Below are 26,026 nucleotides of genomic sequence, written 5' to 3' on the forward strand. Positions count from 1 at the left end.
GGTGCAAGGCCTGAAAGAAGCTCTGCCCAACGCTTGAACAACGCCTTTCAAGCCAGACTTAAAGCACTAATTCCCGAGTATTCTAGTTGGGAACAACTTAAAGAACAGGTAACAACAAGGACCGCTTCGGGTAACACTTTCCAAAGCCTCTGCTTATACTCCAGAACCCTCCCCGTGGAAGCGGCCCATGCTTCCCGCCCAGGAAGATCGTTAGCCTGCCTTGTTTTCTTCTGAACTTTTGACTGCCGTCTTCCGCTCAACTAGAGATCGTGATGAAAGGGCCTGAAAAGCCCGAACTAGAGGACTTTCGCGAGCAGCGCAATAACCCCCGCCCACCCGCCGCAAGCCAGCATTCGATATGCCTCAAGGCCTGTATCTTTAGTGCCAAGCCGCTAGGCATGAGGCTTACCGCGCTGCGCTTATGCAGCAACTAAAACGTTAAAGCACAAGACTGTGACGCGCATCGAATGTTACCGATCAAGATGAACTTAATGTTACCGACCAAGTAAAAAAAGATAAGCCGCAAACCCACTAACACCGGGAAGTAGTTCCTCTTTTTTCATGGATAGAAATACTGTTTGCTAACTAAATTCGATTTTGTATATCGTGCGCAACATCAAATTGCCAGCTGCGGAAAGTACTTCTGCCAGGCCTTTTTTCAAGGAGCGAAGAACATGGAACCCTTTCTCGGCGAGATTCGTCTGTTCCCTTGGGCCTGGGCCCCACAAGGCTGGCTTTTGTGTCAGGGCCAGGTGCTGGCGGTAAACGACTACATGGCGCTGGCAACACTGCTCGGCAACCGTTACGGCGGCGACGGCCGAACCACCTTCGGCCTGCCGGACCTGCGAGGCCGGGCAGCACTGGGGGAGAATCTCGGTGCTTCGACCGCCCCTTTGCTGGATCTGCGGGAGCTGGCCAGCATGGACGGAACCGAACTGGTCGCGCTGAATGCCAGCAACCTGGCAACCCACAGCCATATCGCCAACGTCTCAACCGCAGCAGGTGTCGCCGGGCCGGCGGGCAATATTCCCGCCATCAGTTCGAACTCCAAAGGCGCTGTCTCGAGATCCACCTATGTAGCCTTCGGCGATACAAGTCACGTGACGCTCAACATCACCACGGTGGTGAGCCCTCCCGGCCTTCCGATGTTGAACATCCAGCCGTCGATCGGCGGCAACTTCTGCATTGCCATCACTGGTACCTACCCACCTCGGTAAGCAAACGCCCACAGCCTAACGACTAAGGAAAGCAATATGTCTGATGCATACCTCGGAGAGATCCGTATGTTTGCCGGCAACTTCGCCCCCAAGGGCTGGGCCTTGTGCAATGGCACCGAGTTGCCGGTCAAGGGCAACGACGCCCTGTTCAGCTTGATCGGCAGTACCTATGGCGGCGATGGCCGGAACACCTTCAAGCTCCCGGACTACCGCGGCAGAACCCCTGTCGGTCAGGGCAGCGGACCGGGCTTGTCTAGCTGGTCCCTGGCCGAGAGGGCGGGCGTCGAGCAGATCACTCTCACAGCAGAGAACACGCCACCGCATATTCATGGATTCCAGGTCAGTGCCAACGAGGCGGCATCCGCCGTGCCGGTTGCCATCACCCCACCGATCAATAGCCTGAGTTTCGGCAAGTTCAAGCGGGTAAGCCCGACAGACAGCGTCACCGGGCTTTACAGCAAGGGAACCAACAATTCCACAATGGTCAGCTTGAACCCGAGTTTTCTCAGCCCGGCCCTGGGCGTGGCCAATAAATCGGTCGCCCCCCACAGCAACATGATGGGGTCCCTGGTGATCAACTACATCATCTGCATGACGGGCCTCTACCCATCGAAGCCCTAGTCCCTCTTTTTTCAGGAGCGATCGACCATGGATGCTTTTACTGGTGAAATTCGGCTTTTTCCCTTCAACTTCGCCCCTGTGGACTGGGCCGTCTGCGACGGTCGACTGTTGCTCGTGAATGAGTATCAAGCGCTCTATTCAGTGATCGCCAACATTTATGGTGGCAGTAACGGGATCAACTTCAATCTGCCCGATCTCCGCGGCCGCGTCGCCATAGGTGAGGGTCAGGCCCCCACCCTGAGCATGCGCACCCTGGGCCAGAAACTGGGCGGCGATAAGACCATCTTGAAACCGGAAAACTTCGCCCCCCACACCCATCAGGTATTGGCCCAGGATGGTAGCGACAACGCCATGGCCCTGGACCTAGCCGATAACACGGCCTACCTGGCACAACCACGGGGGATTCGCTTGTACAACGCCAGAGTGCAGGCCACTGGCGGGCCCAGCCTGCACCCCGATACGGTGGCCCCTGCCGGGATGGACACCGCCAAGGCCGAGTCGCAGCGTTATGCGATGCAACCCTTTCTGACGCTGCGCTATTGCATCTGCCTGAACGGCGAGTATCCACAAAGGTGGTGATAAGCCCAGCCTGCGCCCCCCTCCTGCAAGCGGTGCTGCCGGTCGGTGGCGCTCTGCGCCTGCAGAACACCACCGACCAGGCCTTCCTGCGGGAGTTGTTCGTGTCTCGCCGCTGGGCCGAGGTCCGTGCCGTACCCGGCTGGAGCGACGCCCAGCGCCACGCATTCCTGCACAGCCAAGCCGAGCTGCAACGCCAGCACTATGAGCGGCACTACCCGGGGGCACAGTGGCTGATCATCGAACAGGCCGGCGAAGCAATCGGCCGCCTGTGCCTGCATCGGCAAGCCACTGACCTGCGCGTCGTCGATATCGCCCTGCTGCCTCACTGCCAGGGCCTGGGCCTGGGCAGCGCATTGCTGCGGGAAATCCTGACCGAAGCCGATACCCAGGGCCACTCTTGTAGCCTGAGCGTCGAACTCGGCAGCCGGGCCCAGGGCCTGTACCAGCGCCTAGGGTTTCTGGCCGGTGACGAAAACGGCCTGTATGTGCAAATGCGGCGCCCGGCACGGCAATTGCCTCGGGAGGAGCTGGACAACCCCTGAAAGCCCGGATGACGGCTGTAGGCAGGTCTCGCGGAACGGCGACCTGAATTTTACCCTTTGACCTTGACTCATTTAACGCTGGATGCGGCCGCGACAAAGCTGATCGCAAATGGCAGGGAGCCTTTATGAAAACATCGCGCAGTAGTTTCCACGGTTCGCTGGCACGTTCGCTGGTCCTGCTTTTTCTGCTTTTGAGCCTGCCAACGGCCGCCATGGCGCTGCTGCCGCCCCCCGTGATCACAAGTCCGGGGACGGGCACCACGCTGCCATCGGTCACGGTGGGCCAGTCGATGAGTATCCAGATCCTTTCCAGCGGCGGTGAAATGCCCCTGGATAAGTGGTACCAGTGTGATATCGACGATCCAGACGATACGGCCCCCTGCCTGCCACCGGGGCTGATCCTCGATGCCTCACCCAACAGTCCGACCACCACGCTGCATGGTGCACCTACCATCGCCGGCAACTACACCTTCAACATTTCCCTGAATGACGGCAGAAACCAGGCCGGGGTCGCCACCTATACCCTGGAGGTTACCGGCGCGGCGACCCCGACCCTGACCTCGGTTGCCCCCAACTCCGGCAGCACCGCTGGCGCCACCGCCGTCACCCTCACCGGCAGCAATTTTACCGGCGCCACCTCGGTCAGCTTCGGCGGCACGGCGGCCCCCAGTTATACCGTAAACAACGCCACGACCATCACGGCCACCACACCGGCTCATGCCGCGGGCGCAGTGAACGTAACGATCATCACCCCTGGCGGCAGCGCGACCCTGACCAATGGCTATACCTACGCCGTGCCCGCCCCCACAGTCGGCCCGGTCAGCGCCACGGTGGCCGCCAACAGCAGCGCCAACTCGATCACTCTGAGCCTCAGTGGCGGCGCCGCCACCAGCGTCGCCGTGGCCAGCGCCGCCAGCCATGGGACTGCCACCGCCAGCGGCACCAGCATCAGCTACACCCCCACCGCCGGTTTCTCCGGCACCGACAGCTTCACCTATACCGCCACCAACGCCAGCGGCACTTCCAGCCCGGCTACGGTGACCATCACCGTCACCCCGCCCACCCTGGCGATAACACCGACGACTCTGCCCAACGGCACTCAAAGCACGGCCTACAGCCAGACCCTGAGCACCTCCGCGGGCACCGCCCCCTACAGCTACGCGATCACTGCCGGCAGCCTGCCGGCCGGCATGAGCCTGAACACCAGCACCGGTACACTCAGCGGCACCCCCACTGCCGGTGGTGCCTTCAACCTGACCATCACCGCCACCGACGCCTACAGCGCCACCGGCTCTCGCGCCTACACCTTGTTGATCAACGGCCTGCCACCAGTTGCCAACGCACTGAGCACCACGGTCGCGGCCAACAGCAGCGCCAACACGATTCCCTTGAACATCACCGGTGGTGCCGCCACCAGCGTCGCCGTGGCCAGCGCCCCCAGCCATGGCAGCGCCACGGCCAGCGGCACCAGCATCAGCTACACGCCTGCCGCCGGTTTCTCCGGTGCCGACAGTTTCACCTACACCGCCACCAACGCCAGCGGCACTTCCAGCCCGGCCACGGTGAGCATCACCGTCGGTGCCCCGAGCATCACCCTGAGCCCCGGCTCCCTGAGCAACGGCACCGCCGGCACGCCCTATAGCGCAACCCTCAACGCCACCGGCGGCGCTGTGCCCTACAGCTACAGCATCACATCCGGCAGCCTGCCGACCGGCCTCAGCCTGAACACCGGCACCGGTGCGATCAGCGGCATACCGAGCGCCGCTGGCACCTCCAACCTGACCATCACCGCCACCGATACCAACGGCGCCACCGGGTCCCAGGCCTACTCGATCACCATCAATATTCAGGCACCGGTTGCCAGCGCCGGCAGCGCCACGGTCGCGGCCAACAGCAGCGCCAACCCGATCCCTCTGAGCCTCAGTGGCGGCGCCGCCACCAGCGTCGCCGTGGCCAGCGCCGCCAGCCATGGGACTGCCACGGCCAGCGGCACCAGCATCAGCTACACCCCCGCCGCCGGTTTCTCCGGCGCCGACAGTTTCACCTACACCGCCACCAACGCCAGCGGCACTTCCAGCCCGGCCACGGTGAGCATTACCGTCAGTGCCCCGAGCATCACCCTGAGCCCCGGCTCCCTGAGCAACGGCACTGCCGGCACGCCCTATAGCTCAACCCTCAGCGCCACCGGCGGCACTGTGCCCTACAGCTACAGCATCACATCCGGCAGCCTGCCGACCGGCCTCAGCCTGAACACCGGCACCGGTGCGATCAGCGGCATACCAAGCGCCGCTGGCACCTTCAACCTGACCATCACCGCCACCGATACCAACGGCGCCACCGGGTCCCAGGCCTACTCGATCACCATCAATATTCAGGCACCGGTTGCCAGCGCCGTCAGCGCCACGGTCGCGGCCAACAGCAGCGCCAACCCGATCCCTCTGAGCCTCAGTGGCGGCGCCGCCACCAGCGTCGCCGTGGCCAGCGCCGCCAGCCACGGTACTGCCACGGCCAGCGGCACCAGCATCAGTTACACTCCCACCGCCGGTTTCTCCGGCGCTGACAGCTTCACCTACACCGCCACCAACGCCAGCGGCACTTCCAGCCCGGCCACGGTGACCATCACCGTCAGCGCGCCCAGCCTGGTACTGACCCCGGCGTCCCTGGGGGCCGGCACGGCAGGCAGCCCCTACAGCGCAACTCTCAGCGCCACCGGTGGCACCGTTCCCTACAGCTACAGCATCACCAGCGGTAGCCTGCCGGCGGGCCTGAGCCTGAACACCGCCAGCGGCCTGATCAGCGGTACGCCGACTACCAGCGGCAGCAGCAACCTGGTCATCACCGCCACCGATGCCAACGGTGCCACGGGCTCACAGGCCTATTCGATCACCATCGCTGCCGTGGCGATCACCGTGCCCGCCTCCAGCCAGATCCTCGCAGCGGGCCAGTCGGCCACCGTCGACCTGACCCAGGGCGCCACCGGCGGCCCGTTCACCCACGCCACCCTGGGCACGGTGACCCCGGCCTCGGCCGGCCGGGCGATGATGATGGGCCCCTTCTCGATGCGCTTCGTGCCATCGGCGGCCTTCGCCGGTACGGCGGTCGTCAGCTTCGGCCTGCACAACCTCAGCGGCTCCAGCGCCTCCAGCACCATGAGCTTCATCATCCAGACCCGTGCGGACCCGACCAGGGACGCCGAGGTCATCGGCCTGCTCAACGCCCAGACCCGCGCCGCGGAACGCTTTGCCAGTACCCAGATGGACAACTTCAACCAGCGTATGGAGCAGTTGCACCAGATGCGCTGCGACCGCAATTCGTTCAACGCCAGTTTGCGCAAGGACGGCAGCAACGTACCGCTGGGCGAGGTCGCCAAGGTGATCAAGGAACAACTGGGAGATTCGGCCAACCAGACCGAGCAGGAAAAACGCGAGGCCGCCGCTGCCGCGCAGGACAACTGCAAGCAGGATGACCTGGCGTTCTGGAGCGACGGTTTCGTCAACACCGGCTCGACCCACGCCCGTGGCGCCCAGGGCAACAGTTTCACCACCCTGGGCCTGAGCGCCGGCGTCGACTATCGGCTGTCGCCCACGCTGATCGCCGGGGTCGGGATCGGCTACGGCAACGACCGCAGCGAGATCGGCAGCAACAAGACCCGCAGCGATGCGGACGCCATCGGCATCGCCACCTACCTGAGCCTGAACCTGGCGCCCCAGGTGTTTGTCGACGGCCTGCTGGGCTACAACCGCATCAGCTTCGACTCGCGTCGCTACATCACGGGCAGCAACGACGACTATGCCCGAGGCTCGCGCGATGCCGACCAGTTGTTCGCCTCGCTGACCGCCAGCTACGAGTACCGCCAGGGGCCACTGTCGCTGACCCCCTACAGCCGCTTGAACGCCAGCGTCACACGCCTGGACGCCTTCAGTGAAAAAGGCGGAGGCATCTACGGGCTTTCCTATGACGAGCAAAACCAGCAGAACTTCACTTCCTACCTGGGCCTGCGCACCGGTTACGACCTGATGACCCGGGTCGGCGTGGTCACCCCCAAGGTCGGCCTGGCCTGGGGTCACAACTTCAGTAGCAGCAGCGACTACAAGATGCGCTATACCGACCAGGGCGATGAAGGCCAGCTCTACCGGCTCAAGCCCGACGCCCTGGACCGCGACTTCGCCAGCCTGGACATGGGTGTTGACTTCAACCTCGGGCGTGCCTGGCAAATGGGCTTCTCCTATAAGACCGCGCTGGGTTCGGATGAACGCAACGACAGCCTGCGCATCGGTTTGAACGGGAAGTTCTAGAGGCTGACCACAGGCTAACGCCCCATCACCGGGGCATGCAGAAGGAAATGCTTCCCCTGCCGAGTGACAGGCAAAAAAAACCGCCGCAGCCAGGCTGCGGCGGGTGATGCCACTCAAGGGGGGCGGGTCTGTGTCGCGCTTAGCTGCTCGGCAGGGTACCGGCCTCGATTTCCCCGGCGGTGCGTTCCACTGCGCGGCGGGTCTTGTCCACCAGCTCGTCAATGTCGCCACGGCTGGCCACCAGGGCCGGGGCCATGATCATCCGCCCGAAGGTCGAGCGAATGATCACCCCCTCTTCGAAGCCCAGGGTGCGGCAGCGCCAGGCGATGTCGTTCTCGTTGGCGAAACGCTTGCGGCTGGCCTTGTCCTCGGCGAACTGCAACGCCGCCACCAGCCCGGTGCCCTGGATCTCGCCGATCAGCGGGTGGTTGCCGAACACTTCCCTCAGGCACTGCTGCAGGTAGGGGCCGGTATCGTTCTTGACCTGGCTCACCACCCCTTCATCGCGCAGGGCCTTGAGGTTGGCGATGGCTACGGCCGCTGCCACCGGGTGCCCGGAATAGGTCAGGCCGTGGGCGAACACCCCGCCCTGCTCCACCAGTACCTGGGCAATGCGCTTGCTCAGCACCAGCCCGCCCATGGGGATGTAGCCGGAGGTCAGGCCCTTGGCGATGGACAGGGTGTCGGGCTCGAAACCGAAATGCTGGTGGGCGAACCATTCGCCGGTGCGGCCGAAACCACCGATCACTTCGTCGGCGCACAGCAGCACGTCGTACTGGCGGCAGATGCGCTGGATTTGCGGCCAGTAGCTTTCCGGCGGGAAGATCATGCCGCCCGCGCCCTGGAACGGCTCGGCGATGAAACCGGCGACGTTCTCGGCCCCCAATTCGAGGATCTTCTCCTCCAGCTGGCGGGCGCAGCGCAAGCCGAACTCGGCGGGTGTCAGGTTGCCTTCGTGGGCGAACCAGTAAGGCTCGTCGATATGCGCCACGTCCGGGATCAACCCGCCCATGTCATGCATGAACTTCATTCCGCCCAGGGCCGTGGCTGCCAGGGTCGAGCCGTGGTAGCCATTCCAGCGGCCGATCATCACCTTCTTCTGCGGCTGGCCGAGGATCTGCCAGTAGCGGCGCACGCTGCGGATCAGCACCTCGTTGGCCTCGGAACCGGAGTTGGTGTAGATGGCGTGGCTGTAGTGCCCGGGCAGCAGGCTGAACAGCAACTCGGACAGCTCCACCACCGCCGGGTGGGTGGTGTGGAAGAACATGTTGTAGTACGGCAATTGCTCCAGCTGGGCGCTGGCGGCAGCGGCCAGGTCCTTGCGGCCATAGCCCAGGTTGGTGCACCACAGGCCGGACATGCCGTCCAGGTAGCGCTTGCCGTCGTTGTCCCACAGGTGCAGGCCCTCACCACGGACGATCACCCGCGGGCCCTCGGCGTTCAGCGCCTTCTGGTCGAGGAAGGCATGGATATGGTGCGCGGCGTCGGCGGCCTGGTAATCCTGGGTACTGCGGGGCGCGGCCGGCTGCGGCTGTTGGTTGGAGGTGCTCATGGTCATTCTCCTGCACGGTAGGCGGGTTCAAGGGAAGGTTGGGTTGCCAGGGTCGGTTCGCCGGGCAGCAGCGGTTCGGGAACGAACAGCGGCTTGCGCATCACCAGCTTGATCCAGACCACGGCGATCAGCGAAATCACCCCCAGCACCACGCCGGCACTGCCGAAGATCCGCGCGGTCATCTCGGGGGATGGGGAAACGTGGTAGATCGCAAACAGCATGCCGACGATACCCAGCACCTGGGGCCAGGGGTAGAACGGCGAGCGGAACGGCCGTGGCGCATCGGGGTAGCGGCGGCGCAGGGCGATCACGTCGATGTGCACGACGATATAGGCCAGCAGCCACGCCAGGGCGGCGGCCAACAGCAGCAGGCTGATGGAATCCGGGTCCTGGCCCAGCAGCAGGATCGGCAGCCCGGTCAGCGCCGCCACGAACAGCACCGCCACCCAGGGCGTACGGCCACGGGGGCTCAAGCGCTTGAACTGGGGAAAGGCCTGGCCGTTCTGGGCCATGCCGTAGAGCATCCGCGGCAGCGCCGCCAGGGACGAGTTGACCGTGCTGCAGGTGGCAGTGATCACCGCCCCCACCAGGAACAGCTTGCCGGCCTCGCCGAACACCGTGGTGGCGAACAGGAAATGCGGCAGCGGATCGCTGGCCAGTTGCGCCCGCGGCACACAGAGCAAGGCACCCAGGCAATAGAGGGTAATCACCAGGAAGATCACGCTCAGGCCGATGATCATCGAACGCGGGATATTGCGCTCCGGGTTGCGGGTTTCCTCCACCAGCGGGCAGACGAACTCGGCACCGACAAAGCCCCAGATGGCCATGGCCGCCAGCGCCAGGGCGCCGACTTGCAAGGGGTTCCAGCCCTGGTCCAGGGGCAGTTGCAGGTCGGCCTGGGCACTGCTCACGGCGCCCAGGCCCAGGGTCAGCAGGATCACCACCATCACCACCGCCAGCACCGTCTGCAGCTTGGCGAAGACGTCGATGCCCAACAGGTTGAGCAAGGTGAACACCCCGAGTACCCCATAGGCCACCAGCATCGGCGGCAACGCGCCGGGGTAGACCTTGCCGATGATCAGGTCCAGAAGCAGCAGCTCGGCGGACAGGGCGAACATCGCCACCACCATGTAGCCGGAGAAGGTCGCGAGGATCGCCGGGAAATGTCCGATGGCCACCTCGGTGTAGCTGCTCAGGCTGCCGGCCCGGGGCACCATCAGCGCCAGTTCGGAAAACGACAGGGCATAGGTCAGGGCCAGCAGGTAGGCCAGCAGCAGCGGGATGAAGAAGCCCAGCCCGGCCATCCCCGCCCCTTGCAGCATCAGCACCATCACCCCCTGGGACACCACCAGGCCGACAGCCACCGAGACCAGTGAACCCAGGCCCAGGACCCGGCGCAGGCCGCCCTTGCTGGTGGGGCTCAAGGCCCCCGTGGAGAGATTTGCAGTCATGGCACGCACTCCGTTCTTATTGTTGTTGTGGGCCTGCCGCCGGGGCGGCAGGTGCAGCGGCGCCAGCCCGGCGCCGCAGAGGGTTCACAGCGCTCAGCGCAGCTGGAACCAGGTGGTTTTCAGTTGGGTGTACTTGTCGAAGGCATGCAGCGACAGGTCGCGACCGAACCCCGACTGCCGGCCACCGCCAAACGGCACGGTGACGTCCAGGGCATCCACGGTATTGACCGACACCGTGCCGGCCCGCAAGCACCCGGCGACCCGGTGGGCGCGGTTGAGGTCGTCGCTCCACAGCGAGGCGGCCAGGCCGTAGACGCTGTCATTGGCCAGCGCAATGGCCTGTTCCTCGTCGTCGAACGGCGTCACCGCCAGCACCGGGCCGAACACTTCTTCCCGGGCGATGGCCATCGCCGGGCCCACGCCGGTGAGGATGGTCGGCTCGATGTAGTTGTCGCTGCCATCGATGCTCAGTTGCCGGCCGCCACAGGCCAGCTGCGCGCCCTGCTCCAGGGCCGCCGCGATATGCCCCATGACGCTGGCGGTCTGGCGCGCGTCGACCATGGCCCCGGCACGGCTGGCCGGGTCCAGCGGGTTGCCCGGCCGCCAGTCCCGGGCCTTGGCCTTGAGGCGTTCCACAAACTCTTCATGGATGCTGCGCTGCACCAGCAGCCGCGAGTTGGCGGAACACACCTCGCCCTGGTTGAAGAAAATGCCGAAGGCGGCCTTCTCTGCGGCCAGGTCCAGGTCCTGGCAGTCGTCGAACACCAGGTTCGGGCTCTTGCCCCCGCATTCGAGCCAGACCTGCTTGAGGTTGGACTGCGCCGAATACTGCATGAAGAACTTGCCCACCTCGGTGGAGCCGGTGAACACCAGGCAATCCACGTCCGGGTGCAGGCCCAGGGCCCGTCCGGCTTCGCTGCCCAGGCCCGGCACCACGTTGAGCACGCCTTCCGGCAAACCGGCCTCCAGGGCCAGTTCGGCCAGGCGCAGCGCCGAGAACGGCGACTGCTCGGCGGGCTTGAGCACCACCGAGTTGCCCACCGCCAGGGCCGGCGCCAGCTTCCAGGCGGCCATGTCCAGGGGGAAGTTCCAGGGCACCACCGCGCCGATCACCCCCAGGGGCACGCGGCTGATGCTGGCGTGGCTGTTGCGGGCGCCGGGGGCCACCTGATCGTAGAGCTTGTCGATGCTTTCGGCGTACCAGGCGAAGACATTGGCCGCGCCGGGCACGTCGATGTTCCAGGCGTCCATCACCGGTTTGCCCATGTTCAGGCTGTCCAGCAGGGCCAGTTCCTCGCGGTGGGCCAGCATCAGTTCGGCCAGGCGCAGCAAGACCTTCTTGCGCTCCACCGGGGCCATGCGCGCCCAGGGCCCGTGCTCGAAGGCCCGGCGCGCGGCGGCCACCGCCAGGTCCACCTCGGCTGCGCCACAGGCGCTGACCCGGGCCAGCACCTGGCGGGTGGCCGGGTTGATGGCATCGAAGGTAGCGCCGGATTCGGCGGACAACCGCTGGCCGCCGATCAGCGCCTGGTCAATGAATGTTTGTCGGGCAGCCCGCTGCTGCCAGTAACCGAGATCGAACACGCTGCATTCCCTCATCGGCCGTTGCGACGGCCTGCTGGTTATTGGGTCCAGAGCGATGGTGCGTCACAGCGGGCCAGAGGAAAAATACTAAAAATATGTTCGAGTCCCATGAAAAAGCTCTGCAACCAGACGGCCTGGCGCCCCACGCAAAACGCCGCCATCCGGAGGTCCGGATGGCGGCGAATGGGCACTGTCCCACGGCGAGGGAGCCTGGGTTGAGCACATCCGGTTCAGGCCGGGTGCTCCAGCCAGTCGCCCAGGCGCAGCAACAGGGCGTCGCAGGCGTGCAGTTGCTCAAGGCTGATGAACTCGTCCGGCTTGTGGCCCTGGTCCATGCTGCCCGGGCCGCAGACCACCGTGGGAATCCCGGCCTGGTGGAACAGCCCGCCCTCGGTGCCGAAGGCCACGGTGCCGAACTCCCGCGAGCCGCTGAGCAGCGCCAGCAGTTCGGCGGCCTCGCTGTCGGCAGCGGTGGCCAGCCCCGGGTAGGCACTCAGAGGTTGCAGGGCGATCCCGGTGTCGGCCTGCACCGCCTGCATCTGCGGCAGCAGCTGGTCCCGGGCATAGCCTTGCAACTGGTCCACCACTGCCTGGGCGTCATAGCCCGGCAGGGTGCGCACCTCGAAATCGAACTGGCACTCGGCCGGCACAATGTTCAGGGCCCGGCCGCCCTGGATGGTGCCGGTCTGCACCGTGGAGAACGGCGGATCGAAACGTGGGTCGTGGTGCTCGGGTTGCGCCAAGCGGCTGCCGATCTCCCCCAGCTTGCCGATCAGCCGCGCCGCGTACTCGATGGCATTGACCCCATAGGGCGCATAGGCGGAATGGCAGGCCGCGCCGCGCACCTGGCAGCGCATGGCCAGCTTGCCCTTGTGGCCGAGCACCGGGCGCAGCTCGGTGGGCTCGCCGATCAGGCACAGCAGCGGTTTGTGCGGCCGCTGCTGCATTCGCTCAAGCATCGGCCGCACCCCCAGGCACCCCACCTCCTCGTCATAGGAAAAGGCCAGGTGCACCGGCAGCCGCAAGCGGCGCCGGGTCAGGCCCGGCACCGCAGCCAGCACCGAGGCGATGAAACCTTTCATGTCGGCGGTACCGCGGCCGTACAGGCGCCCTTCGCGCTCGCTGAGGACAAAGGGCTCGACGCTCCAGGCCTGGCCGTCCACCGGCACCACGTCGGTGTGGCCGGACAGCACCACACCGCCACGATCCTCGGGGCCGATGCTGGCAAACAGGTTGGCCTTGGTCCGCTCCGGGTTGTAGATCAGCTCGCTGTGCACGCCATGGCTGGCCAGGTAATCGCGGATGAAGCCGATCAGCTCCAGGTTGGAGTCGCGGCTGACCGTGGCAAAGCCCACCAGCCGCGCCAACAACTCGCGGCTCGATTGTTCACTCATTGCCCGGCACTCCGTAGCTGGGCGCCGCCGTCGGGTCCAGGGCGCGGGTCAGGTAGTCCTGCATCTGCGGCCGGTAGGCCTGCCACAGGCCGGCGAGCTGGCCGATGGGGTCGGCGTCGGCCCAGTCCACCCGCAAGTCGACGATGGGCCAGGTCAGGTCGTCCACCACGCTCAGCGCCGCCGAATGCACCGGCCCCGCCTCGCCCCCCGCCGCCATCGCTGCCTGCATCGCCGCCAGCAGGCGCTCCACCAGCATGCCCGGGGTGTTTTCAAAGGCCTGGACCATGGCCTCGATCACCTGCGGGCCTGCCAGCAGGTTGCCGGCCGCCACGCACTGCTCCCCCGCCACCGCGTTGTGCTGGCCCAGGGCTTCCTGGCCGCTGAACAACGCGGTGCGGCCCTGGCTGTCGATCACCGTGACCTGGCGATACTGGCTCCAGCCGTTGCTGCCCAGGGCCCGGTCCAGGGCGCTGGCCGGGTCGAGCTTCTGGCCCTCCAGCAGGTCGAGGATCTGCGGGCCCAGGGCCGGCAAGGTGACGTTCTGGGTCGCCACCGCGCCCACTCCGGCCCGCACCCAGGGGCAGCGCGCGCCCACGGCGATGCTGGAAGAACTGATGGCGATGCCCAGCTGGCCGGTTTCGGCGCAGCGTCCAACGATGGAAAAAGTCATGCAAACTCCCTGGCCCACAGGGCCTTGTGGCAAGCGCGGCACAAGGCCGCCGGAACCTTCGGCAACCCCCTCACTCGGGGATCACCGCGATCACGTCGATCTCCATCAGCCACTGCGGCTGGCCGAGGGCCGAGACCACCAGCCCGGTGGAGATCGGGAACACCCCCTTGAGCCACTTGCCCACCTCCTGGTACACCGGCTCGCGGTAGCGCGGGTCGGTGAGGTAGGTGGTGGTCTTGACGATGTGGCTCAGATCGCTGCCGGCCTCTTCCAGCAGTTGCTTGACGTTTTTCATCGCCTGCTCGGCCTGGGCCCGCGGGTCGCCGAGGCCGACCAGCCGGCCGTCGAAGTCGGTGCCGACCTGGCCGCGCACATACACCGTGTTGCCGGCGCGCACGGCCTGGCACAGGTCGTTGTCCAGGGACTGGTTGGGGTAGGTGTCCTTGGTGTTGAACATGCGGATGCGAGTATGAGTAGGCATCAGTGGGCTCCCACGGGGCTGAGGTTGAGGGCCGGTGCTTCGGCGGTAGCCGCCGGCGGCCGGGCGTCGCTGTAGGCCTGGTACTTGCGCTGGGTGGCGATGTGGTCGGCGACATGCTTGGCGTCGTGCCACACCCCCCAGATAAACGACGAGCCACGGCGCGACAGCCAGGGCAGGCCGAGGAAGTAGACCCCCGGCTCGCGGGACACGCCGCGCTGGTGCAGGGGCTTGCCCTGTTCGCTGAAGGTGTCGACCTGCAGCCAGGAAAAGTCCACGGCGTAGCCGGTGGCCCAGATGATCGAGGTGATGCCGGCCTGTTGCAGGTCGAGTTCGAGGATCGGCTGCTTGACGCAGTCCGGGTCCGGCAGGCGCCGGCGGGCTTCGGGCTCCAGGGGCAGGTCGAGGCCGTTGCGGGCGATGTAGGCATCCGCCGCGTCCAGCAATGCCAGGTAGTTCTCGTCGCCCCGGGCCAGGTTGTCCAGCAGGTCGGCCTGGAAGGTCACGTGCTCGCCGGCAAAGGCCTTGGTCAGCCCCACCAGGGTGATGCCCTGGTGCGCCAGGGCGCGGAAGTCGATGGTCTGGCCGCCGCGGGCGCCGCTGACGGCAATGGTCACGTGCTCGCGCCCCGGCTTGGCGATCTCGGCGTCCCACTCTCCCAGCACCCCGAGCCACCAGCAGAAATCCCGGTTGCGATAGGAGCGCGGTGGCCGGTCGTGGGCCCCCACCGACAGGTAGACCCGGCGCCCCGCACGCTGCAGCTCATCGGCGATCTGCACCCCGGACGACCCCGCGCCCACCACCAGCACCGCGCCCTCGGGCAGTTGCTGCGGGTTGCGGTATTCGGCGGAGTGGATCTGCGTCAGCCGGTCATTGGCCGGGGCAATCGGCGGGATCACCGGACGCTGGAAAGGCCCGGTGGCGGCCACCACCCGTTGGGCCTGGATCAGCCCTTCGGAGGTTTCCACGGTGAAGCCCGGGCGGCCGACATTGCGCAGTACCTTGCGCACTTCCACGCCGGTGCGGATCGGCGCATTGAACTTGCGCGCATAGGCTTCGAAATAGTCCGCCACCTGGTCCTTGGCCGGGAAGGCATCGGCGGCGACATCGAATTCCATCCCGGGAAAGCGGTCGTGCCAGGCCGGCCCGTTGGCCACCAGGGAATCCCAGCGCCCGGTGCGCCAGGCCTCGGCCACTCGGCTGCGCTCCAGCACCAGGTGCGGCACCCCGAGCTTGCTCAGGTGCTCGCTCATGGCCACGCCGGCCTGGCCTGCGCCCACCACCAGGGTGTCCACTTGTATGGGTTGTTCTACGGTCATGTCTGTGTCCTTCTGCGAGACGAATGGCGCCGGCCGGAAGGCTGGGCGCACGCTGTTCAGAACCCGGGGGTAAGTCGGATGCCACAGATGGTGCGACAGACGCCTGCGAAGGAAAAATATTAAAAATGTGCTCGCTGGATAAGAAAAAGCGAGGCAGCGCGCGAGCATGCGAAGCGTGCAACTTCACAACACCGGCGCTGCATCGCAAGCACTCGGGCCCGCGGCCTGGAGCCCAGGCTCAGCTTCGCTCACTGACAAAGGTGTAGCGGCTCAAAGCCTCGGCCAGTCGCGAGGTTTCATCTGTGCAGCGATAGCTCGCCACCAGGCCTTGCCTGGCGCTCTGCACCACCCTCACCTCTTGCAGCTCGATGGCCAGCAAGGCGGCTTCCTGGCGTATGACTGTCTCGATTTCAGCCATGACCAGCGCGGGCTTGAAAATCTTGCCCACTCCGGTGACGGGTAGCGCGTCGGCCAGGATGATCGCCTTGGGCACCGCTGCGCGCTCGCTGATATGCCGCGTCGCGTAGTCCAGCAACTGGGCGCTGCTGATGGCACTCCCGGCGCGCACCTGCACATAGGCCACCGGTACTTCCCCGGCATGCGCGTCGGGCCGGCCCACCGCTGCACACAACGCCACATCGGGGTGCGTGGCCAGCACCTCCTCGATGTATTTGGGCTCAATGTTGTGCCCCCCGCGGATGATCAGTTCCTTCTTGCGCCCGGTGAGCCAGAAGTAACCTTCGCCATCGCAGCGCCCAAGGTCCCCGGTGTTGAACCAGCGCTGTTCGGACACACCGTCGAGGGCGACAGTATCGAACCACGCCCCCTGATCATGGGCGCTGTCCAGATAGCCGATGAAGACATTGGGACCGCTGATGCAGATCGCCCCCACCTCATCGACTTGCGCATCACGCAACCAGGCACCTCGCTCATCGAGGATCATCACCCGCATGTCCTGCCAGGGTAGGCGCAGGCCGACCGAGCCAATGCGCGACTCACCGCGCGCCGGATTGACCGACGACGCGCAAGTGCCCTCGGTCAAGCCATAGCCTTCGAGAATGCGCTGGCCTGTCTGTTGCTCGAACTTGCGCAGCAAGTCCCTGGGCATCGGCGCCGCGCCGCAGATCGCCACCGTCAGCGAGCTTGTGTCATGCCCCGCGCAGGGCACCTGCAACAGGCCGGCGTAGACCGTGGGCACAGCTGAATAGCTGCTGACCTGATGGGTTTCGACTATCTCCCAGAACCGCGGCATGAATCCCGGCGTGCGAAACCCCGCCGGTGGTGCCAGCAGCACATGACCGCCCTGGGCAAATGCCGCCAGGCCACAACCGATCAGCGCATTGACGTGAAACAGCGGTAACGCGGTCAGCACGGTGCGTCCTGGCCGCAGGACCGGCGCGCCGATCACCGCATCCAGTTGCCCGCAGAAGATCACTTCATTGCGCTGGCTGTGACGGGCAATTTTCGGCAAGCCGGTGGTGCCACCGGTGCAATAGTAGGCCGCCACGTCGTTCAGGCCCGGCGGGGCAAACCGCAGGCGCTCGCCTGGCTCGAGGGCCAGTTCGGCGAAAAAATCCAGGACCGGCACCCCGGCCACTTCCGCGGGCAGCGGCGCGCTCTGCCCATGGCCCGGCAGGTGCCGCATCGGGTCGACAGCCAATACGCCTTGCAGGCCGGGCAAGCGGGCAATCGCGCCCTCGACCCGCTGCCAGATCTGCGCATCCGGCTCGGGGCCTACCGTGACTATCCAGCGGACCTTGGCCGTCGCCAGCAGCTCGGCCATCTGCGTGCCGTCCAGCAAGACGTTGACCGCAAAGGCGATACCCGCGGTCTGCGCGCCCCACATGGCGATATGGGTTTGCGGCAAGTTCGGCAGGATCAGCGCAACCACGTCGCCCCGCCGTACCCCCAAGCGCTCGAACAGGTTGGCTGCGCGAGTGATGTCCGCCAGCAGTTGGGCGTATGTCCAGCGCACCGGCCGCGCATGATCCTCGACCCGCAGAAAGAAGCTCAGGGCCGGGGCCTGTGGCCATTGGCTCGCGCTGCGTTCGATCAACGCATAGGTGTTGTTGATATCGGCAAAGGGCTGAGGACCCGCCTCGATCTGCAGAACGTCCTGATAGTCGCAAAGCATTTCCAAGACCTCGAATCATGAATTTTCTTGACTTGAGATGCTGGCATGAGGCGAATTAGGTTACTTGGCATTTGATAACAAGAATTTGGCATTCGGGAACAAAATGAACCGTCCCCCCTTGTTTGTCAGGGCCCCTGCCCTGACCGGCTTCACCCGACTGGTCAGCGAGCATGGCGGTGACGCCCAGGCCCTGCTGGCCCGTGTCGGCATGACCCAGGCCCAGCTCGACGACGCCCATTTCAGCCTGCCCCTGGAGAAGGTCGCGCAGTTGCTGGAGATCACCTCGCAGGCCTTGTCGCTGGCGGATTTCGGCGCTCGCATGGCGAACCTGCAGGACGTCTCCATCCTCGGGCCGCTGGCCCTCATCGTGCTCCACGCCAGCCACCTGGCCGATGCCCTGGAACGGGTCGCTCGCTACATGCCCTACCACTCCCCCGGGCTGAACCTGCGCCTGAGCGTCGAGGGCCAATATGCCGCCTGGCACCTGCAGCATGACCTGAGTGTAAGCAGGCTGGGCGACCGGCAATTGAGCGAGCTGGTCCATGGCATTGCCCTGGCTTTCCTGCGCCGGGTTACCCACCACACCGGCAAGCAATGGCAAATCAATTTCAGGCATGACAGCCCCCTCGACGCCAAGGCCTATCGCGCCCTGTATGGCTGCCGGGTACGCATCAACCAGGCTGAAAACGCCCTGCTCTTTCCCGCCAGCTTGCTCAGTACCCCGCTGGCCAGCGCCAGCCCGGCAATGCTTGAGACCACCGAGCGCATTGTCCGCCGCCTGATCCAGAGCCACCCCCTGGACCTGGGGCGCCAGGTGGAAATACTGGTGGAGCGCCTGCTGGTGACGGGCAACTGCACGCTGCCGGTCCTGGCCGGACAACTGGGCATGCCCCGGCATATGCTCCAGCGCCGCCTGCTAGCCCAAGGCTTGCGGGTGGAGGAAATCATCGATGACTTGCGCCGCAAACGCCTTGAGTCGCTGCTGCCCCACCCGCAGATCGCCCTGACCGAAGTGGCGTTCCTGTTGGGCTACGGCGACCCCAGCTCGCTGACCCGCGCCTGCTATCGCTGGTTCGGCCAGAGCCCCAGCGCATGTCGCCAAAGGCACCTTGCGCAACCTTAGGCTCTGTACGAAAACTACCTGTGCTTCGATCAGACTGCGTTGAAGACAGGCTCGGCATGCTCATTCAGGCCGCAGAACTCGGCTTCCTCGCCTGCTTTTGCCTTGCCTGATCTTTGCTCGGCGAGTTTTCGTACAGACCTTTGCGGCGGCCGGTTGAGCCCCCCCCGGCACCCGCGGTTCAAGCACCCGGGAATGTCGACAGCCCGGCACTCCCCGGGGCTTCGCTGACGATCATGTCCACGGCTTGCTGGGCAATCGGTGAAAGCGTGCGTCCGGCATGGGTCACCACGGCGTAGCGGATGGTCAGCACATCCGCCGGCCAGGGCGGCTGTATGAACGGTGCCAGGTCCACCAGCAGCCCGTTGTGCAGGTCCTGGTCGAGCCACGAGCGCCAGGTCAGGAGCAACGAGTCGCTGCTCAGGGTGGTTTCGCGCAACAGGTTCAGATCGTTGGAGCTCAGGGTCCAGGGCAGCAAGGTGCCCGGCGCCAGATCGAACAGGGCATACAGCGAAGCTTCGTTGGACGGCGACACGCCACTCCACTGGTAGTCGAGGATCTGGGCACGGGCAATCGGGCCTGCCTGGCGGGCCAGCGGGTGATCGCGGCGACAGAACACCGAGGCCGGCTGAGGCGGCAGATGGGTCACGGAAAAGCGCGGGTCGATTTCCTCGCCCGACTTGAGGCTGGCGACCACGAAATCCAGTTGCTCGGTTTCCAGCAGGTGGCACAACTGATTCCAGTACCCGACCTGGACATTGAGCACCAGCCTGGGGACCTGTTTGCGCAACCTGATGAGAATATCGACGGTGTTGAGCGTGGCCGCCATCGGGTTGATGCCCAGGCGCAGTTCCCCACCTTCGGCGCCGGCAATATCGATGGCTTGCGCCACCAGCTTCCTGGCGCAACCGAGCAGCTCATGAGCACGCCCGATCAACTGCTGCCCGGCAGCGGTGAGCATCACCGTGCGCGTATCACGATCGAAGAGCCGAACGCCCAGGTCCGCTTCCAGCGACTGGATGCTGCGGCTGAACGCCGTCTGCGACAGGTTGGCCCGAGCCGCAGCGCGGGAAAAATGCAGTTCCTCGCTCAGATAGACCAGATGGCGCACACGTTTCAGATCGATTAAGTCGTTCACTGCATTAATCCAGCCCTATCTTTGCATTGGACACTCTTAACACGCTCCCAGAAGATTCTCCACCACCAGCATCGCCCGGCAGACAACACGTACTGCCTCCAATAAAAAAAACGATGGGGAAGTTCTGTGGCGCACCAATTCCAGCTTGATCCATTCCGCTTACTGGGCCTGCCAACGCTACTTGCACTGAGCATCAGCGCACCTGGCCAGGCCGCTACCTTCGACATCGGCGAGATCCAGGGGCAATTCGATTCTTCGTTGTCCATTGGCGCCAGCTGGGCACTGCGCAACCCGGACCGGGCCTTCATCGGCACGTGGAACGCAGGGCACGCCTCAAGCCAATCCTCCGACGACGGCCGGCTGAACTTTCGCAAGGGCGAAACCTTCTCGAAGATCTTCAAGGGCGTACACGACCTGCAGCTCAGCTACGGCGACAGCGGAGTATTCCTGCGGGGCAAGTACTGGTACGACTTCGAGCTCAAGGACGAGAGCCGGCGCTATGTGCAGATCAGCGATGAGCATCGCAAGGAAGCCGCCAAGTCCTCGGGCGCGCAGCTGCTGGACGCCTTTGTCTATCACAACTATTTCATCGCCGATCAGCCCGGCAATGCGCGCCTGGGCAAACAGGTGGTCAGTTGGGGGGAAAGTACCTTCATCGGCAATGGCATCAACGTGATCAACCCGACGGATGTCGCTGCCTTCCGGCGCCCGGGAGCCGAAATCAAGGAAGGCCTGATTCCGGTCAACATGCTGTTTTTGTCCCAGGGGCTGAGCGAAAACCTCTCTGCCGAATTTTTCTATCAACTGGAATGGGACCAGACCGTCGTCGACAATTGCGGGACCTTTTTCGGCTCCGACGTGATGGCCGATGGATGCAATACCCGCATGGGTTTCTCGCCCCCCTGGGACCCCAATGGCCAGTATCACTTCACCCGGGGTGGCGACCGCGACGCGCGGGACAGTGGCCAGTTCGGGATGGCCCTGCGCTGGCAGGTCGAGGCGCTGAACAACACCGAGTTCGGCCTGTATGCCCTGAACTACCACAGCCGCGCGCCTTTCCTCGGTGGCACGGTCGGCACGGCCCCCTTCGCGGTTAAGCCTGGGACCAGGGCATCGAGCGCCGAGTACTTCATCGAGTACCCGGAAGACATCCGCCTCTATGGCCTGAGCTTTGCCACCACCCTGGGCACCACTGCGGTTTCCGGCGAACTGAGCTACCGGCCGAACATGCCGCTGTCACTCAACGGCAGCGACGTGACCATTGCCGCGCTCGCCGGCCCGATGGCGGCCGATCTCGGTGCGCCGATCTTCACCAGCGGCTTTGCGCAGCCAGTGCCAGGCGAGAGCTTCCACGGTTATGTGCGAAAGCCGGTGACCCAGGCGCAAATCACCCTCACCCATTTCATCGACCAGGTCTGGGCCGCCGAGCGCCTGAGCCTGATTACCGAGATCGGCTACAACCACCTGGGGGATATCAACAGCAACGCCTTGCGCTTCGGCCGGGACAGTATCTTCGGCAACGGCGAACTGCCCGACAACCGCAATTGCGCGCTGATGGCCAACCCGGTCAACCCGCAGAACTGCAACAACAAGGGCTTCTACAGCGCCAATTCCTGGGGTTATCGCGGCCGCGCCATCCTCGACTATCAGAACGTGATCGCCGGGGTGAACCTCAAGCCCAGCCTGTCCTGGTCCCATGACGTGCAAGGCTACGGCCCCAACTTCAACCAAGGCAGCAAGGCCATCAGCCTCGCCCTGGATGCCGACCTTCGCAATACCTACTCGGCGAGTCTTTCCTACACCGATTTCTTCGGTGGCGCCTACAACACTTCGACTGATCGCGACTTCGTCGCCCTCAGCTTCGGCGTGAGCTTTTGAATCCACAATCAGCAATCGAACAGGACAGGGTGCGATGAACATTTCGAAGTCGTTTTTTCACGGCAGTGCGTTGTCGCTGCTGCTTTGCACGTCGGCCATGGCCGCAGTGTCGCCCGAAGAGGCGGCCAAGCTCGAGACCACGCTGACCCCGGTGGGTGCCGAGCGCGCCGGCAATGCCGACGGCACCATTCCGGCCTGGACCGGCGGCCTGGCGAAGAATGCCGGGACGGTCGACAGCGCAGGTTTTCTCGCCGACCCCTATGGCAGCGAACATGCGTTGTTCAGCATTACCTCGCAGAACGTCGAGCAGTACAAAAGCCGCCTGACCCCGGGCCAGGTCGCGATGTTCAAGCGCTACCCCGATTACCGGATGAACGTCTACCCCACTCACCGCAGCGCCAACGTACCGCCGAGCATCGTCGAGGCAGCCCGCAAGAACGCCCTGAACACCACCCTGGTTGCCGGCGGTAACGGCCTGGAGCACTTCACCAAGGCCTATCCGTTTCCGATTCCCGGGAATGGGCTGGAGGTGATCTGGAACCACATCACCCGTTATCGCGGTGACAGCGTGAAGCGCCAGATGGTGCAGATCGTGCCGGATGTCCAGGGCAACGGCACACCCGTGACCTTTGCCCACCAGTACGTGTTGCGCGAGAGCCTCGCCGACTACGATCCGGCCAAGCCGAGCAACGTGCTGTTCTACAACAAGCAGACCGTGGTCGCGCCAGCGCGCCTGGCCGGCAACGTGGAACTGGTTCACGAGACCCTCGATCAGGTCAAGGAACCGCGCCAGGCCTGGATCTACAACGCCGGCCAGCGCCGTGTGCGGCGGGCCCCGCAGGTGGCCTACGACGGGCCGGCCGCCAGTACCGACGGCCAGCGCGTGGTGGACAACTACGACATGTTCAACGGCGCGCCGGATCGCTATGACTGGCAACTGGTGGGCAAGCAGGAACTGTACATCCCCTACAACAGTTACAAGCTCGATTCGCCCACGCTCAAGTACGCCGAGATCACCAAGGCCGGGCACATCAACCAGGACCTGGCGCGCTATGAACTGCACCGTGTGTGGCACGTGGTCGCGACCTTGAAACCCGGCCAGCGCCATGTGTATGCCAAGCGCGATTTCTACATCGACGAGGACTCCTGGCAGGCCGCGGTCATCGATCACTACGACGGGCGCAATACCCTGTGGCGGGTTGCCGAAGCCCACCAGCTTTCCTACTACAACAGCCAGGTGCCCTGGTACACCGCCGAGACCCTGAATGACATGGTCAGCGGCCGCTACCTGGTGCTGGGCCTGAAGAACGAAGAGAAGAGCAACTATCAGTTCGGCGTCAAGGCGCTGGAGGCCGAGTTCACGCCCAACGCCTTGCGCCAGAGTGGGGTGCGCTGAACTCGGGTCACGACGGCTCGAACAACAGCGCCTTCGCCGAGGGGGCGCCAGGACCTCGTACTGGCGGTGGGCACAGCCTCTGTGCCAACCGCCACTCTTTGGAAAATGCCATGAAAAGCACCCCCGCTCCTTCGCTACCGCTTCAATACGCGCCGAGCACAGCACCGGCAATACCCCGCGGCAACATGCGCCGGGTGGTCGTCGCCTCCTCCCTGGGCAATGCGCTGGAGATGTACGACTTCACCGTCTACAGCTTTTTCGCGGTGATCATCGGCCAGCTGTTCTTCCCCTCCGACTCCCCATTGGCATCGCTGATGATGTCGCTGGTGACCTTCGCCCTGGGTTTTGTCGTCCGCCCGCTAGGGGCGGTACTGATTGGCCGGGTGGCCGACCGCTACGGCCGCAAGCAGGCGCTGTCGCTGACCATTGCCTTGATGACCATCGGCACGGGCATCATTGCCTTTACCCCCACCTATTCCAGCATCGGGATCTTCGCCACCATCATGCTGGTGCTGGGGCGGATGCTGCAGGGCTTTTCCGCGGGCGGTGAGGTTGGCGCCGCGTCGGCCTTCCTGATGGAGTCCGGGCGCACCGACAACCGCTGCTTCATGGTCTGCTGGCAAGGCGCGAGCCAGGGCGCTGCCGCCCTGCTCGGGGCGCTTTCCGGGTTGGCGCTGACCAGTGTTCTGTCGGAGCAGGCGCTGCACAGCTGGGGCTGGCGCGTTCCGTTCATCATCGGCCTGCTGATAGGCCCGGTGGGCTGGTACATCCGCAAGCACCTGGATGAAACCCACCAGAACCCGGAGAACCCGACGCCGTTTCGCGACCTGTTGCGCAAGCACGCGCGCACCCTGGGGCTGGGCATATTGCTCATGGCCAGTTCGACGGTCACCTCCTACATGGTGGTGTTCTACATGCCGACCTACCTCACCCGGACCTTGCACTACTCCAGCAGCTTCGCCTTTTCGCTGGTGGCCTTCGCTTGCGTCCTGCTGACGGTCGTTCCCCCGCTGGCCTCGCGATGGGCTGACCGCATGCCACGGCGCAAGCCCTTGCTGTACTGGCTGTGCGGGCTGCAGATCATCCTGACCTACCCGGCCTTCATGCTGCTGGGCCTGCAAAGCACCCTGCTCTGCCTGGTGGCGGTGTCGATGCTGATCCTGCCGATGGCCATCAGCGGCGGCGCCGGCCTGGCGCTGCTGATGGAAGCCTTCGCCCGTGACGAGCGAGTCACCGGGCTGTCGATCGTCTACAGCTTCGGGGTCACCCTGTTCGGGGGGTTCTCGCCGCTGATCGTGACCTGGCTGATCGCCGTGACCGCAAGCCCGCTGGTACCTGCCTGGTATCTGTGCAGCGCCATCGTGCTCAGTGGCGTGGCCCTGCGTTTCTACCCGGAATATCCCGGCCGTCCCTGAATCCGACCTGCAACTGCCCCTCTACCTGGAACAAGGAATCCGTTGTGAACATGACCTCTCTGCAAGACCGACTGCAAGCCAGCACCGAGCGCTTCCTGAAGATCAGGCGCAACATCCACGCCCATCCGGAGCTGGGTGAAGACACCCTGGACACCGCAGCCCTGGTCACCGGCCTGCTCGAAGGCTGGGGTTATGAAGTCCACACCGGGGTGGGCGGCCATGGCGTGGTCGGCGTCCTGCGTCGCGGCTCGGGCTCCAGGACCCTGGGCCTGCGGGCGGACATGGATGCCCTGCCGATCATCGAGCGCAACGGCTTGCCCTGGGCCAGCCAACGCGCCGGGGTGATGCACGCCTGTGGTCATGACGGCCACACCGCAACCCTGCTGGCGGCGGCCGAACAACTGGCCCTGCACGGCGAGTTCGACGGCACGCTGAACCTGATCTTCCAACCGGATGAAGAAGGCCTGACCGGCGCCAGGAGCATGATGGCCGACGGGCTGTTCCGGCGCTTCCCCTGCGATGCGGTGTACGCCTTCCACAACATGCCGGGGTTTCCCGTGGGCTACGCGATCATCAAGAGCGGCGGGGTCATGGCCTCGTCCGAGCGGGTCGGCATTACCCTGACCGGCAAAGGCGGACACGGCGCCGTGCCGGAGCGCGCCGTCGATCCGATCCCGGCCCTGGCCGGCATCATCAGTGCCCTGCAAACCGTGGTCTCGCGCAACATCAGCGCCAACGATGCGGTGGTGATCAGTATCGGCAAGGTACAGGCCGGAACCGCCACCAACATCATTCCCGAATCGGCCATGCTGGAACTCAGCGTGCGCACGGTTGACCCGGCGATCCGCCAACAGGTCGAGCAGCGGATCCGCACCATCGTCGAGGGCCAGGCCGCGGCATTCGGGGTCACCGCCGAGATCGACTATCAGTTGCTGGCCCCGGTCCTGGTGAACACCGTCGCCGAGACGCAACAGATGCTCGACGCCGCGCGCAAGGCCCTGGGCGACGAGAACGTGGTGGAGCAAGTGTCATTCAGGGCCATGGGCAGCGAGGATTTTGCCTGGATGCTGGACGAAGTGCCCGGCTGCTATTTCGGCCTGGGCAATGGCACCGGGGAGTTCAACGGCTGCTCGGTGCACAACGATCACTACGACTTCAACGATCAATTGATTCCCCTGGGCGCAGCGTGCTGGGTGGAACTGGTCGAAGGCTACTTGCGCTGAGGCGCTTGGTTCTCGGGGTG

19 protein-coding genes are annotated in these 26,026 nt (G+C 64.9%); 10 read left to right on the forward strand and 9 right to left on the reverse strand.

Annotation, left to right across the window (positions count from 1 at the left end):
• Positions 1 to 674: 674 nt before the first annotated feature.
• The 5 genes from PFLCHA0_RS17735 (at position 675) to PFLCHA0_RS17755 (ending at position 7,254) form a co-directional block, all read left to right on the forward strand.
• Entirely contained in the window at positions 675 to 1,217 is a 543-nt protein-coding gene (locus PFLCHA0_RS17735; RefSeq protein ID WP_015635978.1) for a phage tail protein, read from the forward strand.
• Between the two features lie 36 nt (positions 1,218 to 1,253).
• A complete protein-coding gene (locus tag PFLCHA0_RS17740) occupies positions 1,254 to 1,838 on the forward strand; it encodes a phage tail protein (protein ID WP_015635979.1) in 585 nt (194 codons plus the stop codon).
• 27 nt (positions 1,839 to 1,865) lie between these two features.
• Complete coding sequence (locus tag PFLCHA0_RS17745) at positions 1,866 to 2,417, forward strand: phage tail protein (protein WP_015635980.1); 552 nt, start codon at positions 1,866 to 1,868, stop codon at positions 2,415 to 2,417.
• Positions 2,411 to 2,959, forward strand: coding sequence for a GNAT family N-acetyltransferase (locus PFLCHA0_RS17750; protein ID WP_015635981.1), 549 nt, complete (start codon positions 2,411 to 2,413; stop codon positions 2,957 to 2,959). The genes PFLCHA0_RS17745 and PFLCHA0_RS17750 overlap by 7 nt, the downstream gene beginning before the upstream one ends.
• A 290-nt stretch (positions 2,960 to 3,249) precedes the next feature.
• Entirely contained in the window at positions 3,250 to 7,254 is a 4,005-nt protein-coding gene (locus tag PFLCHA0_RS17755; protein ID WP_230493563.1) for a putative Ig domain-containing protein, read from the forward strand.
• A gap of 139 nt (positions 7,255 to 7,393) precedes the next feature.
• Here PFLCHA0_RS17755 and PFLCHA0_RS17760 read toward each other — a convergent pair whose 3' ends face one another.
• The 8 genes from PFLCHA0_RS17760 to PFLCHA0_RS17795 form a co-directional block, all read right to left on the reverse strand.
• The gene (locus tag PFLCHA0_RS17760; protein ID WP_011061801.1) at positions 7,394 to 8,806 is read right to left on the reverse strand and encodes an aspartate aminotransferase family protein; all 1,413 of its coding nucleotides are present in this window, start codon (positions 8,804 to 8,806) and stop codon (positions 7,394 to 7,396) included.
• A 2-nt stretch (positions 8,807 to 8,808) separates the two neighbouring features.
• Positions 8,809 to 10,257 (reverse strand): APC family permease, encoded by a 1,449-nt coding sequence (locus PFLCHA0_RS17765; protein ID WP_011061802.1) that lies wholly within the window; start codon positions 10,255 to 10,257, stop codon positions 8,809 to 8,811.
• Between the two features lie 93 nt (positions 10,258 to 10,350).
• Positions 10,351 to 11,841 (reverse strand): aldehyde dehydrogenase, encoded by a 1,491-nt coding sequence (locus tag PFLCHA0_RS17770; RefSeq protein WP_011061803.1) that lies wholly within the window; start codon positions 11,839 to 11,841, stop codon positions 10,351 to 10,353.
• Positions 11,842 to 12,071: 230 nt separating this feature from the next.
• Entirely contained in the window at positions 12,072 to 13,235 is a 1,164-nt protein-coding gene (gene argE, locus PFLCHA0_RS17775) for an acetylornithine deacetylase (RefSeq protein ID WP_011061804.1), read from the reverse strand.
• Positions 13,228 to 13,905, reverse strand: coding sequence for a DUF1028 domain-containing protein (locus PFLCHA0_RS17780; protein WP_011061805.1), 678 nt, complete (start codon positions 13,903 to 13,905; stop codon positions 13,228 to 13,230). The genes argE and PFLCHA0_RS17780 overlap by 8 nt, the downstream gene beginning before the upstream one ends.
• Positions 13,906 to 13,975: 70 nt before the next feature.
• Positions 13,976 to 14,386: a RidA family protein gene (locus tag PFLCHA0_RS17785; RefSeq protein ID WP_011061806.1), complete on the reverse strand. Its 411-nt coding sequence runs from the start codon at positions 14,384 to 14,386 to the stop codon at positions 13,976 to 13,978.
• The gene (locus PFLCHA0_RS17790; protein ID WP_015635985.1) at positions 14,386 to 15,702 is read right to left on the reverse strand and encodes a flavin-containing monooxygenase; all 1,317 of its coding nucleotides are present in this window, start codon (positions 15,700 to 15,702) and stop codon (positions 14,386 to 14,388) included. The genes PFLCHA0_RS17785 and PFLCHA0_RS17790 overlap by 1 nt, the downstream gene beginning before the upstream one ends.
• Positions 15,703 to 15,940: 238 nt before the next feature.
• Positions 15,941 to 17,836 carry an acyl-CoA synthetase gene (locus PFLCHA0_RS17795; RefSeq protein ID WP_015635986.1) on the reverse strand — a complete coding sequence of 632 codons (1,896 nt, stop codon included), beginning with the start codon at positions 17,834 to 17,836 and terminating at the stop codon, positions 15,941 to 15,943.
• Positions 17,837 to 17,939: 103 nt separating this feature from the next.
• Here PFLCHA0_RS17795 and PFLCHA0_RS17800 point away from each other — a divergent pair, with 103 nt between their 5' ends.
• Positions 17,940 to 18,959 carry an AraC family transcriptional regulator gene (locus PFLCHA0_RS17800; protein WP_015635987.1) on the forward strand — a complete coding sequence of 340 codons (1,020 nt, stop codon included), beginning with the start codon at positions 17,940 to 17,942 and terminating at the stop codon, positions 18,957 to 18,959.
• 178 nt (positions 18,960 to 19,137) lie between these two features.
• On the opposite strand, the gene PFLCHA0_RS17805 is transcribed toward PFLCHA0_RS17800, so the two are convergent.
• Positions 19,138 to 20,094, reverse strand: a complete 957-nt coding sequence (locus PFLCHA0_RS17805; RefSeq protein ID WP_015635988.1) for a LysR family transcriptional regulator — start codon at positions 20,092 to 20,094, stop codon at positions 19,138 to 19,140.
• 126 nt (positions 20,095 to 20,220) lie between these two features.
• Between PFLCHA0_RS17805 and PFLCHA0_RS17810 the strand changes: the two genes are divergently transcribed.
• The 4 genes from PFLCHA0_RS17810 (at position 20,221) to PFLCHA0_RS17825 (ending at position 26,006) form a co-directional block, all read left to right on the forward strand.
• Positions 20,221 to 21,972 (forward strand): DUF1302 domain-containing protein, encoded by a 1,752-nt coding sequence (locus tag PFLCHA0_RS17810; RefSeq protein WP_015635989.1) that lies wholly within the window; start codon positions 20,221 to 20,223, stop codon positions 21,970 to 21,972.
• Between the two features lie 34 nt (positions 21,973 to 22,006).
• Positions 22,007 to 23,368, forward strand: a complete 1,362-nt coding sequence (locus PFLCHA0_RS17815) for a DUF1329 domain-containing protein (RefSeq protein WP_015635990.1) — start codon at positions 22,007 to 22,009, stop codon at positions 23,366 to 23,368.
• Positions 23,369 to 23,478: 110 nt separating this feature from the next.
• On the forward strand, positions 23,479 to 24,783 hold the full coding sequence (locus PFLCHA0_RS17820; protein WP_015635991.1) for an MFS transporter: 1,305 nt from the start codon (positions 23,479 to 23,481) through the stop codon (positions 24,781 to 24,783).
• Positions 24,784 to 24,833: 50 nt separating this feature from the next.
• On the forward strand, positions 24,834 to 26,006 hold the full coding sequence (locus PFLCHA0_RS17825) for an amidohydrolase (protein WP_015635992.1): 1,173 nt from the start codon (positions 24,834 to 24,836) through the stop codon (positions 26,004 to 26,006).
• Positions 26,007 to 26,026: the final 20 nt, after the last annotated feature.

It is taken from the genome of Pseudomonas protegens CHA0 (assembly GCF_000397205.1).
Lineage (GTDB): Bacteria > Pseudomonadota > Gammaproteobacteria > Pseudomonadales > Pseudomonadaceae > Aquipseudomonas > Aquipseudomonas protegens.